The organism is Pseudomonas phenolilytica (assembly GCF_021432765.1).
GTDB lineage: Bacteria > Pseudomonadota > Gammaproteobacteria > Pseudomonadales > Pseudomonadaceae > Stutzerimonas > Stutzerimonas phenolilytica.
Genome location: NZ_CP058908.1, coordinates 2,914,078 through 2,927,966, shown reverse-complemented (window position 1 = coordinate 2,927,966; position 13,889 = coordinate 2,914,078). Strand labels below are relative to the sequence as shown.

Annotated in this window: 16 protein-coding genes and 1 pseudogene; 5 read left to right on the top strand and 12 right to left on the bottom strand. The window is 65.6% G+C overall.

Going from position 1 to position 13,889, the window contains the following annotated elements; all coding sequences use genetic code 11:
- Positions 1–47: 47 nt before the first annotated feature.
- Complete coding sequence (locus HU825_RS14090) at positions 48–1,274, bottom strand: acyl-CoA dehydrogenase (RefSeq protein ID WP_043298576.1); 1,227 nt, start codon at positions 1,272–1,274, stop codon at positions 48–50.
- A gap of 140 nt (positions 1,275–1,414) precedes the next feature.
- On the opposite strand from HU825_RS14090, the gene HU825_RS14085 reads away from it, so the two are divergent.
- On the top strand, positions 1,415–2,332 hold the full coding sequence (locus HU825_RS14085; protein ID WP_054094784.1) for a LysR family transcriptional regulator: 918 nt from the start codon (positions 1,415–1,417) through the stop codon (positions 2,330–2,332).
- 28 nt (positions 2,333–2,360) lie between these two features.
- On the opposite strand, the pseudogene HU825_RS14080 reads toward HU825_RS14085, so the two are convergent.
- A pseudogene (locus HU825_RS14080) lies at positions 2,361–2,834 on the bottom strand (gluconokinase); the annotation flags it as partial.
- A 187-nt stretch (positions 2,835–3,021) separates the two neighbouring features.
- Between HU825_RS14080 and HU825_RS14075 the strand changes: the two are divergent.
- A complete protein-coding gene (locus tag HU825_RS14075) occupies positions 3,022–3,300 on the top strand; it encodes a peptidylprolyl isomerase (protein WP_003289747.1) in 279 nt (92 codons plus the stop codon).
- A 1-nt stretch (position 3,301) separates the two neighbouring features.
- Here HU825_RS14075 and zapE read toward each other — a convergent pair whose 3' ends face one another.
- Both zapE and HU825_RS14065 read right to left on the bottom strand, forming a co-directional pair.
- Entirely contained in the window at positions 3,302–4,399 is a 1,098-nt protein-coding gene (gene zapE / locus HU825_RS14070; protein ID WP_234302281.1) for a cell division protein ZapE, read from the bottom strand.
- A gap of 91 nt (positions 4,400–4,490) precedes the next feature.
- Positions 4,491–5,246, bottom strand: a complete 756-nt coding sequence (locus tag HU825_RS14065) for a sulfite exporter TauE/SafE family protein (protein WP_043298570.1) — start codon at positions 5,244–5,246, stop codon at positions 4,491–4,493.
- A gap of 106 nt (positions 5,247–5,352) precedes the next feature.
- Here HU825_RS14065 and HU825_RS14060 point away from each other — a divergent pair, with 106 nt between their 5' ends.
- Positions 5,353–6,309 carry a LysR family transcriptional regulator gene (locus HU825_RS14060; RefSeq protein ID WP_043298568.1) on the top strand — a complete coding sequence of 319 codons (957 nt, stop codon included), beginning with the start codon at positions 5,353–5,355 and terminating at the stop codon, positions 6,307–6,309.
- A gap of 16 nt (positions 6,310–6,325) precedes the next feature.
- On the opposite strand, the gene HU825_RS14055 is transcribed toward HU825_RS14060, so the two are convergent.
- Together HU825_RS14055 and speE are read right to left on the bottom strand one after the other, a co-directional pair.
- Positions 6,326–6,667 carry a ribonuclease E inhibitor RraB gene (locus tag HU825_RS14055; RefSeq protein ID WP_138299869.1) on the bottom strand — a complete coding sequence of 114 codons (342 nt, stop codon included), beginning with the start codon at positions 6,665–6,667 and terminating at the stop codon, positions 6,326–6,328.
- Positions 6,668–6,830: 163 nt separating this feature from the next.
- Positions 6,831–7,679, bottom strand: coding sequence for a polyamine aminopropyltransferase (speE, locus tag HU825_RS14050; RefSeq protein ID WP_234302280.1), 849 nt, complete (start codon positions 7,677–7,679; stop codon positions 6,831–6,833).
- Between the two features lie 241 nt (positions 7,680–7,920).
- Here speE and HU825_RS14045 point away from each other — a divergent pair, with 241 nt between their 5' ends.
- Positions 7,921–8,826: a DNA-3-methyladenine glycosylase family protein gene (locus HU825_RS14045; protein WP_234302279.1), complete on the top strand. Its 906-nt coding sequence runs from the start codon at positions 7,921–7,923 to the stop codon at positions 8,824–8,826.
- Here the strand turns inward: HU825_RS14045 and HU825_RS14040 are convergent.
- The 6 genes from HU825_RS14040 to aroC form a co-directional block, all read right to left on the bottom strand.
- Positions 8,823–9,014 (bottom strand): PLDc N-terminal domain-containing protein, encoded by a 192-nt coding sequence (locus HU825_RS14040; RefSeq protein WP_043298559.1) that lies wholly within the window; start codon positions 9,012–9,014, stop codon positions 8,823–8,825. The two genes, HU825_RS14045 and HU825_RS14040, sit on opposite strands and share 4 nt — an antisense overlap.
- Positions 9,015–9,021: 7 nt before the next feature.
- Complete coding sequence (locus tag HU825_RS14035; protein ID WP_234302278.1) at positions 9,022–9,225, bottom strand: PLD nuclease N-terminal domain-containing protein; 204 nt, start codon at positions 9,223–9,225, stop codon at positions 9,022–9,024.
- 129 nt (positions 9,226–9,354) lie between these two features.
- Complete coding sequence (locus HU825_RS14030) at positions 9,355–9,663, bottom strand: hexameric tyrosine-coordinated heme protein (protein WP_232249119.1); 309 nt, start codon at positions 9,661–9,663, stop codon at positions 9,355–9,357.
- Between the two features lie 161 nt (positions 9,664–9,824).
- Positions 9,825–10,370 carry a 1,2-dihydroxy-3-keto-5-methylthiopentene dioxygenase gene (locus tag HU825_RS14025; RefSeq protein WP_043298555.1) on the bottom strand — a complete coding sequence of 182 codons (546 nt, stop codon included), beginning with the start codon at positions 10,368–10,370 and terminating at the stop codon, positions 9,825–9,827.
- A 61-nt stretch (positions 10,371–10,431) separates the two neighbouring features.
- The gene (locus HU825_RS14020; RefSeq protein WP_138299866.1) at positions 10,432–11,577 is read right to left on the bottom strand and encodes an MFS transporter; all 1,146 of its coding nucleotides are present in this window, start codon (positions 11,575–11,577) and stop codon (positions 10,432–10,434) included.
- A gap of 68 nt (positions 11,578–11,645) precedes the next feature.
- Positions 11,646–12,737: a chorismate synthase gene (gene aroC, locus HU825_RS14015; protein WP_054094793.1), complete on the bottom strand. Its 1,092-nt coding sequence runs from the start codon at positions 12,735–12,737 to the stop codon at positions 11,646–11,648.
- A 158-nt stretch (positions 12,738–12,895) separates the two neighbouring features.
- Between aroC and HU825_RS14010 the strand changes: the two genes are divergently transcribed.
- The gene (locus HU825_RS14010; protein ID WP_234302277.1) at positions 12,896–13,879 is read left to right on the top strand and encodes an alpha/beta hydrolase; all 984 of its coding nucleotides are present in this window, start codon (positions 12,896–12,898) and stop codon (positions 13,877–13,879) included.
- Positions 13,880–13,889: the final 10 nt, after the last annotated feature.

The window sequence follows — 13,889 nt, the reverse complement described above, 5'->3', positions numbered from 1 at the left end:
GGCCCGGCACGCTGGTGCAGGACCCGCTCGACAGGTCGCTTACTCGATCAATGGCCGCGCAGCAGTTCCCGCGGCACGTACTTGCCCAGTTCATGCTTGCCGATGGAAGCCCGATGCACCTCGTCCGGGCCGTCGGCCAGGCGCAGCGTGCGCTGTCCGGCATACCAGTAGGCCAGCGGGAAATCGTCGGAGACACCGGCGCCGCCGTGCATCTGGATGGCGCGGTCGATCACCTTAAGCGCCACGTTCGGCGCCACCACCTTGATCTGGGCGATTTCGCTCGCGGCGACCTTGTTGCCGACCGTGTCCATCATGTGCGCGGCGTTGAGCGTCAGCAGCCGTGCCATGTTGATCTCGATGCGCGAATCGGCGATGTGATCGAGGTTACCGCCCAGTCGCGCCAGCGGCTTGCCGAACGCCGTGCGCGCCACCGAGCGCTCGCACATCAGCTTCAACGCACGTTCGGCGACACCGATCGAGCGCATGCAGTGATGGATGCGTCCCGGCCCGAGGCGGCCCTGGGCGATCTCGAAGCCGCGCCCCTCGCCGAGCAGCACGTTCTCATATGGCACCCGCACGTTCTCCAGCAGCACTTCGGCGTGGCCATGCGGCGCGTCGTCGTAGCCGAACACCGGCAGGTGACGCAGCACGGTGACGCCCGGCGCGTCCATCGGCACCAGAATCATCGAATGCTGCGCGTGGCGCGGCGCTTCCGGGTTGGTCAGACCCATGAAGATCATGATCTTGCAGCGCGGGTCGTTGGCGCCTGAGGTCCACCACTTGCGGCCGTTGATCACCCACTCGTCACCCTCGCGCACTGCGCGGGCCTGCATGTTGGTGGCGTCCGAGGAGGCCACGCCCGGTTCGGTCATGCCGAAGCAGGAGCGGATCTCGCCGGCGAGCAGCGGCTGTAGCCATTGGCGCTTCTGCGCCTCGCTGCCGTAGCGCACCAGCACTTCCATGTTGCCGGTATCCGGCGCGGAGCAGTTGAACGCCTCCGGGCCGAGGCCCGAACTGCCCATGATCTCGGCGAGCGGCGCGTATTCCAGATTGGTCAGCCCGAAGCCCAGCTCCGAATCCGGCAGGAACAGGTTCCACAAGCCTTCCGCCCGTGCCTTGGCCTTGAGTTCCTCGACGATGGCGGTCGGCTGCCAGCGATCACCCTCGGCGACCTGCCGATAGAAGACCTTCTCGGCCGGATAGACGTGCTCGTCCATGAACGCCTGCACGCGCGCTCTGAGTTCCTGAACCTTGGGGGAATACGCAAAATCCATGACGGCAACCTTTGGCGATGTGGGTATATGCAATCGATGCTAGAGGACGCTTATGGATTTATCGAAGCTATTTTCCTCGTGTATAAACATTCATCACCGATATATGATCGCCGCATCCGTTACCCCGCCGGAGCACAACAATGAACCTGAACAAGGTCGATCTGAATCTGTTCATCGTCTTCGATGCCATCTACACCGAGGCCAATCTGACCCGCGCCGGGCAGATCGTCGGCATCACCCAGCCCGCCGTTTCCAACGCCCTCGCTCGCCTGCGCGAGACCTTCAACGATCCGCTGTTCGTGCGCACCGCGCAGGGCATGGTGCCGACGCCGATGGCGCAGAACATCATCGGCCCGGTGCGCAACGCCTTGCAGTTGTTGCGTGTGTCGGTACAGGAAAGCCGCACCTTCAATCCGGCGCAGGCGAACAAGGTGTTTCGCGTCAGCATGACCGACCTCACCGAGGCCGTGATGTTGCCGCCGCTGTTCCAGCGTCTGCGCCGCCTGGCGCCGAACGTGAAGATCGAGAGCATGCTGGCCAAGCGCCGTGAGACGACCAAGGAACTGGCCGCCGGCCGCCTGGATTTCGCCATGGACGCCCCGCTCAACACCGACCCGCAGGTACGCCATGTCCGCCTGCTGGAGGACCGCTACATCTGCGCCATGCGCCCCGGTCATCCGTTGGCCAAGGACAAGCTGAGCCTGGAGCAATACCTGGGGCTGTCGCATGTGCATATTTCCAGTCGCCGCAGCGGCCTGGGCTTGGTCGACCTGGCACTGGGCAAGATGGGCCTGCAGCGCAAGATCGCCCTGCGCTCGCAGCACTACCTGATGGCGACCCAGGTGATCGAACAGACCGACATGGTGGTCACCGTGCCGGAACGTTTCGCCCGCCGCCACAACCTGCATCAGGCCGCGCTGCCGGTGGAAATCGCGCCGCTGGAAACCCACATCTACTGGCACGAAAGCACCGACCAGGACCCGGCCAACCGCTGGATGCGCGAGCAGATGATCGAGATCGCCCAGCAGATCAGCGCCCGTCAGGACGTGCCGGCCTAGCAGGCTGCATCGAGCCTTCGGTGCTCATGCGCAACCAGTCGATGATCCGCCGGCGTACCACTTCGCGCGGCTGGCGGGTGTCCACGCTTAGCACGCCGGGTTCGCCGGCGGGCGATTCGAGTGTGGCGAACTGGCTGTCGACCAGGCTGCCCGGCATGAAATGCCCGACCCTTGCGCCAACCCGCTGGCGTGCCGTTTCCGGGTCGACGACCAGATGGACGAAGCGCAACCCCGGCACCGCCGCGCGCAGTACCTGACGATAGCTACGCCTGAGCGCCGAGCAGGCCAGCACGAAGCCGCAGCCATCGTCGACGGCCTGCCGCATTTCATCGCCCAGCGCCTGCAACCAGCCGATGCGCTGGGCATCGGTCAGCGGCAGACCGACGCGCATCTGCGCGAGGTTCTCCGCCGGATGGAAGTCGTCCGCCTCGATGTAGCGCACGCCCAGCTCAGCGGCGAGTGCCCGGCTGGTCTGGGTCTTGCCGCAGCCGCTGACGCCCATCACCACCAAGGTCGGTTTGCCGATGCTCGCGGTCATCTGTCCACCCGTCATGTGCAAGTCGGGCGATGGTCGCGGTATCCGCGGTGCCGGCGAAACTACCGCCCATCGTCCATGCGGTCGAAGCGCCGGTCGACATCTGCGACCGGCACACTACAATCGCCAGCCCCGCAACCCGAGGACCCTCGCAATGCCCAAAGCCATGGCGCGCCACATTCTGGTCAAGACCGAAGCGGAAGCTGCGCAGCTCAAGAAGCGCATCGCCAACGGTGAGGCGTTCGACGTGCTGGCGCGCAAGTACTCCACCTGCCCGTCCGGCAAGAAAGGCGGCGACCTCGGCGAGGTGCGCCCGGGACAGATGGTGCGCAGCATCGATCAGGTGATTTTCAAAAAGCCGCTGCGCGAGGTGCACGGGCCGGTGAAAAGCCAGTTCGGCTACCACCTGGTACAGGTGTTCTACCGCGACTGATTCACCCGAAGCGCTGCAGCTGCATCTCGCGCAAGCGGCTCAGGGTGCGGCGGAACGCGAAGGCCAGGTAGCCCTCGACGTATAGCTCCTCCAGTGCCACCTGCGCCTCGATGTACAGCGGAACGCGCCGGTCGTAGCACTCGTCCACCAGCGCGATGAAGCGCCGCACTGCATCGTCATGCGCAGCCAGCCGCGGTAGCTGGCGGTCGCCGGCCTTGACCTGCGTGACCGCGTCCTCGGTGCCGCGGGCGATGCGCCCCTCGCGCTGCACGCCGCCCAGTTGTGGCACGCCATCGAGCAGGATCGCCTCGTGGCGATCGCACAGCTCGATGAAATCCAGCGCGGAGAACGGCTGCTCGCACAGTTCGGCGAAACGGCACCAGAGCACCCTGTCGCTGCGACGCTTCACCTGCAACAGACGATGGCCGAGCTCCAGCGGCTCGGCGCCACCGGCACCCGCGGCAAGCTCAGCGAACACTTCCGGCAGCACATCCGGCGCGGCGACCCAGTAACGCTGCAACCCCGCCCCGGGACGCAGACGATGGTCCGCACCGCCATCCACATCGACAACGTGCATGTGGCGCTCGATGGCCTCGATCGCCGGCAGAAAGCGCTCACGGTTGTAGCCATCGGCGTACAGCTGATCCGGCGGCTGATTGGACGTCGCGACGATGACCACGCCTTCCTCGAACATCACCCGGAACAGCCGTCCGAGAATGATCGCGTCGCCGATGTCGCCGACGAACAGCTCGTCGAAGCACAGCACCCGCACCTCGCCGGCCAACTCACGGGCCAGCGCCTGCAGTGGATCGGCCGTTCCGTTGAGCTGGAACAGGCGCATGTGCACCCAGCGCATGAAGTGATGAAAATGCTGACGCCGCGCCGATACGCGCAAGCTGGTATGGAACATGTCCATCAGCCAGGTCTTGCCGCGCCCTACCGGCCCCCACAGGTAGACACCGCCCGGCACCTCGCCCGCGTGCACCTGCTCATGGCAGTGCTGCAGCAGATCGACGGCGCGCAGCTGGGCGGCATCACTGACGAAACCCTCACGGGCGATGGCTTGCCGGTACAGGGCAAGTGGCGACGACTGATCCATGACTACGGACCGCAACCTGAGAAGGCGGCGATGTTACCCCAGCGCTGCAACCGGCGGCAGCCGCGCGGCACAGACGCGGCCAGCGGACACCTCAGGCTTCCAGAGCCAGCAGCACGCCGCTGACCACCAGGAAGCCGCTGAACAGCACGCGCAGCAGACGCTCCGGCAAGGCGTGCGCCAGCCGCACGCCGAGGCTGATGCTGAGCAGACCGCCGACCGCCAGCGGCAGCCCGAGCATCCAGTCGACCTGTCCGTGCAGCGCATAGGTTGCCAGCGTGACACCGGTACTCGGCGCCGCCAGCGACAGCGATAACCCCTGGGCGACAACCTGACTGGTGCCGAACACGCTGGTCAGCACCGGCGTCGCCAGCACCGCACCACCGACACCGAACAGACCGCCCAGCGCGCCAGCTCCGGCGCCCAGCACGCCGAGCCACGGCCATGGATGACGCAGTTGTCCGTTACCCGGCGCGGTCGGGCGAAACGCGCGCAGCAGCGTGTGGACCGCCAGTGCGAAGAGGAAGCCAACGAAGGCCAGACGCATGCGGCTGGCATCCAGCGAAACGGCCAGCGCCGCCCCGAAGATGGCGAAGCAGAAGCTCGGCAGCGCCAGCGCCGCCGCGTGGCGGAAATCGATGCGATTACGCTGGTGGTAACGCCAGATTGCCAGCAGTACGTTCGGCACGACCATTACCAACGCCGTGCCCTGCGCGAGCTGCTGATCCAGCCCGAACAGCACGCCAAGCACCGGGATCGCGATCAGCCCGCCGCCGATGCCAAACAAACCACCGAGCGCACCGAGCGCCAGCCCTAGCAGTACGTTCAAGCCGATATCGAATACAGGCACGGCGTCGCTCCGTCGAAAAAACGCAATGGTAAGGTGACACCCCTGTCCTCGATACGCACAGCCGCGCACAATGGCTTTGCGCCAATCGAAAAACCGAGAGCCATCCATGCAACCACACGCCTTCGCCGACCAATTGCGTCTGTTCCTCGACGTGCTGGAAGCTGGCAATTTCTCCGCCGCCGCTCGCCTGCACGGCTTGACGCCCTCCTCCGTCGCGCGGCGCATCGATGCGCTGGAGCATTCGCTGGGCTGCACGCTGTTCAGTCGCAGCACCCACGGCATCCGCAGCACGCCCGCCGCCCAAACCTTCGCCGAGCGTGCCCGGCGCATCGTCCGCGAGCTGCAACTGGCCCGCGCGGAAGCCAGCGCACTGGACGCTACGCCCGAAGGACTGATCCGCATCGACGCACCAACGCCATTCGGCCGGCGCCATCTGGCCCCGGCGCTCGCCGACTTTCTCTGCGCCTATCCCGGCGTGGATGTGCAGTTGCGCCTGATCGACAGCTTCATCGACCTGCATGGCGAGCATCTGGGCAAGGTCGATCTGGTGTTGCGCATCGGCCCGCTCGCCGACACCCGTCTGGTGGCCACGCCGCTGGCGCCGATGGTGCGCATCGCCTGTGCCAGCCCGGCATACCTGCAGCGACGCGGCACCCCGACACAACCGCACGAGCTGCCCGGCCACGACGGCCTCGACTGGGATGCGCTTGCGCCACCGCATGCCTGGCGTTTCGAGCAGGATGGCGAAGCCAGGCTGTTCCGCCCGCGCCGGCTGCGCATGGTCGCCAACAACGCCGAGGCGCTGCTGTCCGGGGTGCTCGCCGGGCTGGGCATCGCTCACTTGCCGACTTGGCTGATCAGCGAGTACCTGCTGCGTGGCGAGTTGTTGCCGCTGTTCTGCGCGCATGGCCTGCCGCGCCCGGAAGCCAGTGGCATCTATGCGCTGCGCCTGACCCGCGAAGCGGATTCGCGCACGCGCCTGCTGCTGGAATTTCTCAAGGAACGCTTCGGCCCGGTCCCTCCGTGGGACCAGGCGCTGCAGAGTGGATTGCTGCGAAGCTGAGCGCGGGCGAGCGTGCCTAGAAGCCGCCGCCGCCGAGTTCCTGGGTCACGCCCCAGCCGTCGAGCACCCCCCCAAGCGGCTCGACCAGCTCCTCCAGGTCCTGCTCGAAGTTGCCGATGCTGTCGAAGGTGGCGTACATCACCTTGCTGACCTGCAGATTCCAGGTGCCATCCTCACGGGGCAGGATCTGCGCATTGATGGATTCGCCGCGAAAGTTGCGCGCGGCTGCGTGGGCACGATCGCGGTCCTCGAAGACTGCGTAGAACTCGATGGGATGAACGCGGGCGAAATCGAAGCCGCCTTCTTTCATCTGGCGAAGAACGTTGCTGCTGACATCCTCGTGGAAGGTGGTACTCATGATTCAACCTCCTCTCGATCGATGGACGGAAAACGCTTCGGCAGGTGAGTACGTGGGCTCACCGCCCTCACCTGATCTGAGTATGGGATGCCGGGGGTGTTCATGCCATCGGCTTTTTTTCCGGCATGAACCGCAGCGCCCGCCGGGCGGCAGGCGCGCGAGGTCAGTCGTTGCTTGGCTTGCCAATCGCCTGCAGGACGTACTGCGGTAGCGCGAATGCGCCAGCGTGCACGTGCGGATTGTAGTAACGGGTGACAATGCCGCTACCGGCAAAGCGCTGCACCAGGGTGTCCAGCGGCAGCTTGCGGCTCTGCACGCTGCAGCCACCCCAGGCGAACGCCAGCGCCCCGCCGATGCAGGTCGGTGCGGCAGCCTGGTAGAAGTGCCAGTCTGCAAACAGGCCCTGCATGCGCTTGGCGGCGGACTGCAATTCGCCCAGCTGCATGAACGGCACGCCGGTGCGCACCACCAGGATTCCGTCCTCGTTCAGGCAGCGCCGGCTGGCCTGGTAGAACTCCTCAGACGACAGCACCTCGCCCACCGTGGATGCGCCGAGAATGACGTCGAAGCGCTGTTCGGTGGTGGCGAGAAACTGCAGGACGTCTTCGCGCGATATCTGCAGCCGTGGATCGTCGAAGGCACCGGCCGAATGATTCGGCAGAAACTCCCGGCACAGCGCCACCACGGCCGGGTCGGTCCCGAGCAGGGTGATACCTTCGATATCGCGATGGCGCGCGACCTCGCGCAGGATGCCGCCGTCGTCACCGCCGACGATCAGCACGCGGCGCGCCAACCCGTGGGCGAAAATTGGCACATGCGCGAGCATTTCGTGGCCGATGAAGTCATCGGCCTCGGCGGTACGAATGACACCATCGAGCGCCATCACACGGCCCATGCGGGCATTTTCGAAGATGACCAGATGTTGTTGCTCGCTGCGCACTTCGTGCAGCAGACGATCCATCTGCAGCCGCTGGCCGTATCCCTCGTAGAGAGTTTCCTGGAATTCGCTCATGGGAGTCCCCTTGGTTGGTCGTCGAGCGTACAGCGCATCGACGGTCCGTGGCGGGTTGGCGTGACGGGCGGCACAGCAGCGCCACCCACGAAGAGGACCGGAATTCTACGTTGGCCTTTGTGACAGCGGAAACCATCGGGTTCGAAAGCACACTTTGGAACGACAAGCCGCGCGCCGCCGGCTAGGGTGGGCAAAGCGACCGTCCCGCCGGGCACGCACCGCCATTGCAAGGAGTATCCGCATGTCCGCACCGCTGTTGTTGCCCTATCTCGCGCCGTGGGACTGGCAGCAGTTTCAGCAGCATTTCGCCCTGCGGCTGTTGCCAGGCGTCGAACACCTCGCGGCGGATCGCTACAGTCGCAGCCTGCACCTGGACGGCGTTGAGGGTTGGTTCAGCGTGCGCCCGCTGACGGACCAGCCAGCGCTGGAACTGACCTGCAGCGAGCGGCTGCAGCCATATCGGCGACCGCTCGTCGAAAAGGTGCGCAAGATGTTCGACCTCGATGCCGATCCGCGCGCCATCGCTGACCATTTCGCTGCCGATCCGCTGCTGGGGCCGCGGGTGGCAGCCAATCCCGGACTGCGCCTTCCGGCCGCCTTCGATCCGTTCGAGCAGGCGGTGAGGGCGATCGTCGGCCAGCAGGTCACGGTCAAGGCCGCGGTGACCATCACCCGGCGCTTGCTGGAGCGCCTCGGTGAACCGCTGGCGGACGGACCGCCCGGGCTGTTCGTGCTATTTCCTACCCCGCAGGCCATCGCCGAAGACCCGTTGGAGCGCATCGGCATGCCGCTCAAGCGCGTGCAGGCGTTGCGGCGCCTGGCGGCAGCGGTAGCCGAAGGCGCTCTGGGTCTGCACGTGGAGGATGGCGCCGAGGCGCTGGTGCGACGCTTGTGCGAACTGCCCGGCATCGGCCCATGGACGGCCGAATACATCGCGTTGCGTGGTTTCGGGGCCGTCGATGCCTTTCCCGCGGGCGATCTCGGCTTGCTCAAGGCGCCGCTATGGGGGGCCGCCGGCATCAGCGCCAAGGCCCTGGCCGCACGCGCCGAGGCGTGGCGGCCGTGGCGCGCCTATGCTGCCGTCCACATCTGGCAGGACTATGCGACACCGCGTCCCTTTGAAGCGCCCCCGGGCGGCACGCCCTAGAGTCGAACCTTACCGAAGGGCGCCGCAGCTATCGCCCACATGATCAGCCCGACGACCGGCAGCAGCAGAATGACCACGCTCCAGACCACCTTGCGTCCGGTTTCGATCGATTGGCGCCAGACGTGGAGGATGGCCAGCAGGTCGACCAGCAGGAGCAGAACGGCCAGCAGCGTATTCCAGTTGTCCATCGCGACCTCAGAGTGCGCGCTGGTCCGGACGGTTGCCGCGCGGCCCCATCAGGCCCCAAAAGACCAGGCCAAGCACGGGCAGGATGACGATCAGAAGCACCCACATCACCTTCTTGCCGCTGCTGGCGTCGCTACGGACCACGCTGACGATCGCCCAGATATCCAGCGCGAGGATGATCAGGCCGAATAGGCCGCCGAAAGCATCGCTCATGGGATGGCTCCTGATTACGGTGACGATGTACTTGAGATGCCGGAAGGGTTCGAGGGTTCAGCGTGCGGAACGGATCGCCAGTGGTGATTCGGGAGGGGTGGATGATCCACATCCACCCGGCGGATTGAATTATTTCCAGTAGTCGTTCGCCGCGGCGATCGTCTGGAAATGCACGGCCACTACATGCGAGGCCTGGATCAGTGCTTCGCCGCTCTCAGCGTACTTGCCGCGCTCGCGAAACAGCACCTCCTTGTTTGGCTGAGTGCTCTTGACGCCCATCCTGGATAGCTTGACGGCCAGCTCGAATCCCTCCTGGGGCGTGGAGGTGATCAGACTCGGCAGCCAGCTCTCAGCCGCCTTGTCCTGCGCGTGGAGCGCAAGTGGCATTCCCAGCGCCAGGACGGCAATTCCAGCGGCAATCTTGGTTTTTATTGTCATACCGTTTCTCTCCATTTTTTTGTCATGGGGCAGATCTGCGCGAAGGCATCATCGCCTCGCTGGCTTCACCAATACGGAGTGAAGTCAGGCATTAGTGGACTGAAACGATCAGGCGCTCAATACCTCTTTAGACCCTGCCGCTCTATGCTTTTCGGCGGTGGTCAGTCTTCCAGCCGCGGAAAACGGCTGGCGATGTCGTCACCGGTGAACTCGGCGCTCCAGCCTTCACTGTTGCGGAACAGGCGGATGGCGACCAGATGCGGGTGTTCACCCATATCGAGCCAATGACGAATGCCGGCGGGCACCGTCAACAGGTCGCCCTTTTCGCAAAGCACGGCGTAAACCAGCTCGCCGAAACGCAAGGAGAACAAGCCGCGGCCAGCGACGATGAAGCGCACCTCGTCCTCGGCATGGCGGTGCTCCTCGAGAAAGCGCGCACGCAGCTCATTCTGCTGACGATCATTGCCGGTCACGCGCAGCACGTCGGCGCTGGCGAAATCACGCTCGGCCTGCAGGCGGTCGATCTGCGGACGGTAGGCCAGCAGCACCTCATCCGGGCCGGCATCCGCGTCGAGCGCCGCGCGGGCATCCAGACGCTCGAGGCGCACTCCGGCCTCGGCCAGGGTCGCGGCGATATCGTCGTGGTGGGTCAACACCTTGAGCGGTTGTTCGGGGCGATTCTGGTGATAGACGCTGAGGACGCTCATGTACGACTCTCCGGGAGACATGTGTGGGGATGCGGGGGGACTGCCATTGACGGCATGGTTTTTACGTCGGCTGGTCCCGCATACGTGCGGCAATGATAACGGCTGCGGCCAGCGCCGCCAGGCTGGCGATGGTGAAGGTCCACGCCGGACCGAGGCTGTTCCAGGCATAGCCGGAATAGAGCGCGCCAAGCGCGCCGCCAACACCGGCGAGAGTGGCGTACAGCGCCTGCCCCTGGCCCTGCTGGCGATGGCCGAAACTGCGCTGGACGAAATGGATCGCCGCGGCATGGAAGCTCCCGAAGGTGGCGGCATGCATTACCTGGGCGATCAGCAGCACCAGCAGATGATCGGCCAGGTTGCCCAGCAGCAGCCAGCGCAACGCCGCCAGCAGAAAGCTCGCCGCCAATACCTGGCGCAGGCTGTAGCGCTCGAGCAGCCGCACCATCACCAGAAACAGCAGAATTTCCGCCACCACGCCCAGCGCCCAGAGCAGGCCAATGGTGGTGCGCGTGTAACCGAGCGCCTCCAGGTGGATGCTTAGGAAGGTGTAGTACGGCCCGTGCGACAGCTGCATCAGCCCTACGCAGAGGTAGAACGCCAGCACGCCGGGGCGCCACAGCTGACGCAGGAAACCGCCCCCGGCCGCCTCCGCTTGCTGCACGGGCTCGGCATTGGGCACCCAGAGGCTGCTCGTGACGATGCCGGCCATGATCAGCAGCACCACCGCCGGATAGACGTCCAGCCCCAACCGCTCGAAGGCCAGGCCCAGACCGACCACCGCCAGGATGAAACCGATGCTACCCCACAGGCGGATCTGGCTGTAGCGCGCGGCCTGCCCGTGCAAGTGCGCCAGCGTGATGACCTCGAACTGCGGCAGCACCGCATGCCAAAAGAACGCATGCAAGGCCATCACCAACGCCAGCCAGGCGTAGCTCTTGTCGACCAGAATCAACCCGAACGACAACAGCGTGCACAGCGCACCGAGGCGCACGATGCGCAGGCGTTGGCCGGTGACGTCGCCCAGCCACCCCCACAGATTGGGCGCGATGCAGCGCATCAGCATGGGAATCGCCACCAGCTCGCCGATGCGCGCCGGCGAAAACCCCAGGTGCTCGAAATACAGACCGAGAAACGGCGCCGTCGCGCCCAGCAGGGCGAAATAGAACAGATAGAAACCGGAGAGGCGCCAGTAAGGTAGTCTAGCCATGAGTCGCGAGCCTCAAGCGACGGGTGAGTCGAGCTGCAGACCTCCGGCCGCAGCTCGGAACCTGGCGCTTAGAGCTGCCCCAGCACTGGCGTGGTCACCCGCACGTCAGCGTTCTGCGCGCGATGACGCAGCAGGTGATCCAGCAGCACGATGGCCATCATCGCCTCGGCAATCGGCGTTGCGCGGATGCCCACGCACGGATCGTGACGACCTTTGGTGATCACCTCGACCGGGTTGCCGTCGATATCGATCGAACGGCCGGGTGTGGTGATGCTGGATGTCGGCTTGAGCGCCAGATGCGCGACGATCGGCTGGCCGCTGGAGATACCACCGAGGATGCCGCCGGCATGGTTGGACAGGAAGCCTTGCGGGGTCAGTTCGTCGCGGTGCTCGGTGCCGCGCTGAGCGACGCAGGCGAAACCGGCGCCGATCTCCACGCCCTTCACCGCGTTGATGCTCATCAGCGCATGGGCCAGCTCGGCGTCGAGGCGATCGAAGATCGGCTCACCGAGCCCCGGCGGCACGCCCTCGGCGACCACGGTGATCTTCGCGCCGACCGAATCCTGGTCGCGACGCAGCTGGTCCATGTAGGCCTCCAGCTCCGCCACCTTGTCCGGATCGGGACTGAAGAAAGCATTCTCTTCCACCGAATCCCAGGTCTTGAACGGAATCTCGATCGGCCCGAGCTGGCTCATGTAGCCGCGTACGCTGATGCCCATGCCCGCCAGGACCTTCTTGGCGATGGCGCCGGCGGCGACGCGCATGGCTGTCTCGCGCGCCGAGCTGCGGCCGCCGCCACGGTAGTCGCGCAGGCCGTACTTGTGGTGGTAGCTGTAGTCGGCATGGGCCGGGCGGAACAGGTCCTTGATCGCCGAGTAGTCCTTGGACTTTTGGTCGGTGTTGCGAATCAGCAGGCCGATCGGGCAACCGGTGGTTTTGCCCTCGAATACGCCGGAGAGAATTTCCACTTCATCGGCTTCCTGGCGCTGGGTGGTGTGCCGGCTGGTGCCGGGCTTGCGGCGGTCGAGATCGCGCTGCAAGTCTTCCAGCGACAGGTCCAGCCCAGGCGGGCAGCCGTCGACGATGGCCACCAGCGCAGGGCCGTGGCTTTCGCCAGCGGTGGTGACGGTGAACAGCTTGCCGTAGGTATTGCCGGACATGCAGGACGCTCCGCGATCGACCTTGAAAACAGGCGCCGGAGTATACCTGAGCCATGCGCGGTTTCACCGCCCCCGATGGGCGCGCATACTGGCGTAACGGTGAACCTTGCGGCAGCGGCCGCATCGAACCGCCTCCGTTTCCGGCGAAGCCCCTTTCCATGCGCATCCTGCTGATCGTACTGCTGATGACCCTGATCACCCCGCTCGTCCAGGCGCGCACCCTGCTCAACCAGACGCTGACATTGGATACCGGCCACGGTGTGCTGCAAGGCAGTCTGGTGTTGCCGAAAAGCGTGCAACCGGTGCCGGTGGCGCTGCTGATCGCCGGCTCCGGGCCGACCGACCGTGACGGCAACAACCCCGCCGGCCGCAACGACAGCCTCAAGCGACTGGCGCAAGGGCTGGCCAAACAAGGCGTGGCGAGCCTGCGTTATGACAAGCGCGGCGTCGGCGCCAGCCTGTCGGCAGCGCCGCAGGAACACGACCTCAGCGTGGATGCCTACGTCCGCGACGTGCAGGCCTGGAGCGCTCGCCTGCGCGAGGATCCGCGTTTGGGTCAGCTGATCCTCATCGGCCACAGTGAAGGCGCGCTGATCGCCAGCCTCGCGGCGCCGCAGTCAGGCGCCGCGGCATTGATCAGCATCGCCGGCAGTGGCCGCCCCATCGGCGAGGTGCTGCGCGAACAGCTGCAGGGCCGCTTGCCGCCAGCATTGCTGGCCACCAGCCATTTCCTCATCGATGAGCTAGAGGCCGGCCGCAGCCATGCCGAGATCCCGGAACCGCTGCAGGTGCTGTTCCGGCCCAGCGTGCAACCCTACCTGATTTCGCTGTTCGCCCAGGACCCGGCCGCCGCTATCGCCGCCGTCGAGGTGCCGACGCTGATCGTCCAGGGCACGCACGACATCCAGGTGGGCGCACGCGACGCGCAAGCGCTCAAGCGCGCCAAGCCGGATGCCGAGCTCGCGCTGATCGAGGGCATGAACCACGTGCTGCGTATCGTCCCGGCGACCGGGCACCAGCAACTGGCCTCTTACGATGCGCCGCAACTGCCTATCGCTGATGCGCTATTGCAGGGCATCACGCGTTTTCTTGAACGAAATGGCATCCTGCCAGTATCCAGTCCGAGCGCTACCGGCCGATAAGTCGGCGACT

What these genes read in the sequence shown, in the direction of transcription:
- HU825_RS14010 (WP_234302277.1), top strand. Translation starts at nt 12,896, where the DNA reads ATGCGCATCCTGCTGATCGTACTGCTGATGACCCTGATCACCCCGCTC.
- HU825_RS14055 (WP_138299869.1), bottom strand. Translation starts at nt 6,667, where the DNA reads ATGAGTACCACCTTCCACGAGGATGTCAGCAGCAACGTTCTTCGCCAG.
- HU825_RS14085 (WP_054094784.1), top strand. Translation starts at nt 1,415, where the DNA reads ATGAACCTGAACAAGGTCGATCTGAATCTGTTCATCGTCTTCGATGCC.
- HU825_RS14040 (WP_043298559.1), bottom strand. Translation starts at nt 9,014, where the DNA reads ATGGACAACTGGAATACGCTGCTGGCCGTTCTGCTCCTGCTGGTCGAC.
- HU825_RS14030 (WP_232249119.1), bottom strand. Translation starts at nt 9,663, where the DNA reads ATGACAATAAAAACCAAGATTGCCGCTGGAATTGCCGTCCTGGCGCTG.
- aroC (WP_054094793.1), bottom strand. Translation starts at nt 12,737, where the DNA reads ATGTCCGGCAATACCTACGGCAAGCTGTTCACCGTCACCACCGCTGGC.
- HU825_RS14090 (WP_043298576.1), bottom strand. Translation starts at nt 1,274, where the DNA reads ATGGATTTTGCGTATTCCCCCAAGGTTCAGGAACTCAGAGCGCGCGTG.
- speE (WP_234302280.1), bottom strand. Translation starts at nt 7,679, where the DNA reads ATGAGCGAATTCCAGGAAACTCTCTACGAGGGATACGGCCAGCGGCTG.
- HU825_RS14060 (WP_043298568.1), top strand. Translation starts at nt 5,353, where the DNA reads ATGCAACCACACGCCTTCGCCGACCAATTGCGTCTGTTCCTCGACGTG.
- HU825_RS14075 (WP_003289747.1), top strand. Translation starts at nt 3,022, where the DNA reads ATGCCCAAAGCCATGGCGCGCCACATTCTGGTCAAGACCGAAGCGGAA.
- zapE (WP_234302281.1), bottom strand. Translation starts at nt 4,399, where the DNA reads ATGGATCAGTCGTCGCCACTTGCCCTGTACCGGCAAGCCATCGCCCGT.
- HU825_RS14020 (WP_138299866.1), bottom strand. Translation starts at nt 11,577, where the DNA reads ATGGCTAGACTACCTTACTGGCGCCTCTCCGGTTTCTATCTGTTCTAT.
- HU825_RS14045 (WP_234302279.1), top strand. Translation starts at nt 7,921, where the DNA reads ATGTCCGCACCGCTGTTGTTGCCCTATCTCGCGCCGTGGGACTGGCAG.
- HU825_RS14035 (WP_234302278.1), bottom strand. Translation starts at nt 9,225, where the DNA reads ATGAGCGATGCTTTCGGCGGCCTATTCGGCCTGATCATCCTCGCGCTG.
- HU825_RS14025 (WP_043298555.1), bottom strand. Translation starts at nt 10,370, where the DNA reads ATGAGCGTCCTCAGCGTCTATCACCAGAATCGCCCCGAACAACCGCTC.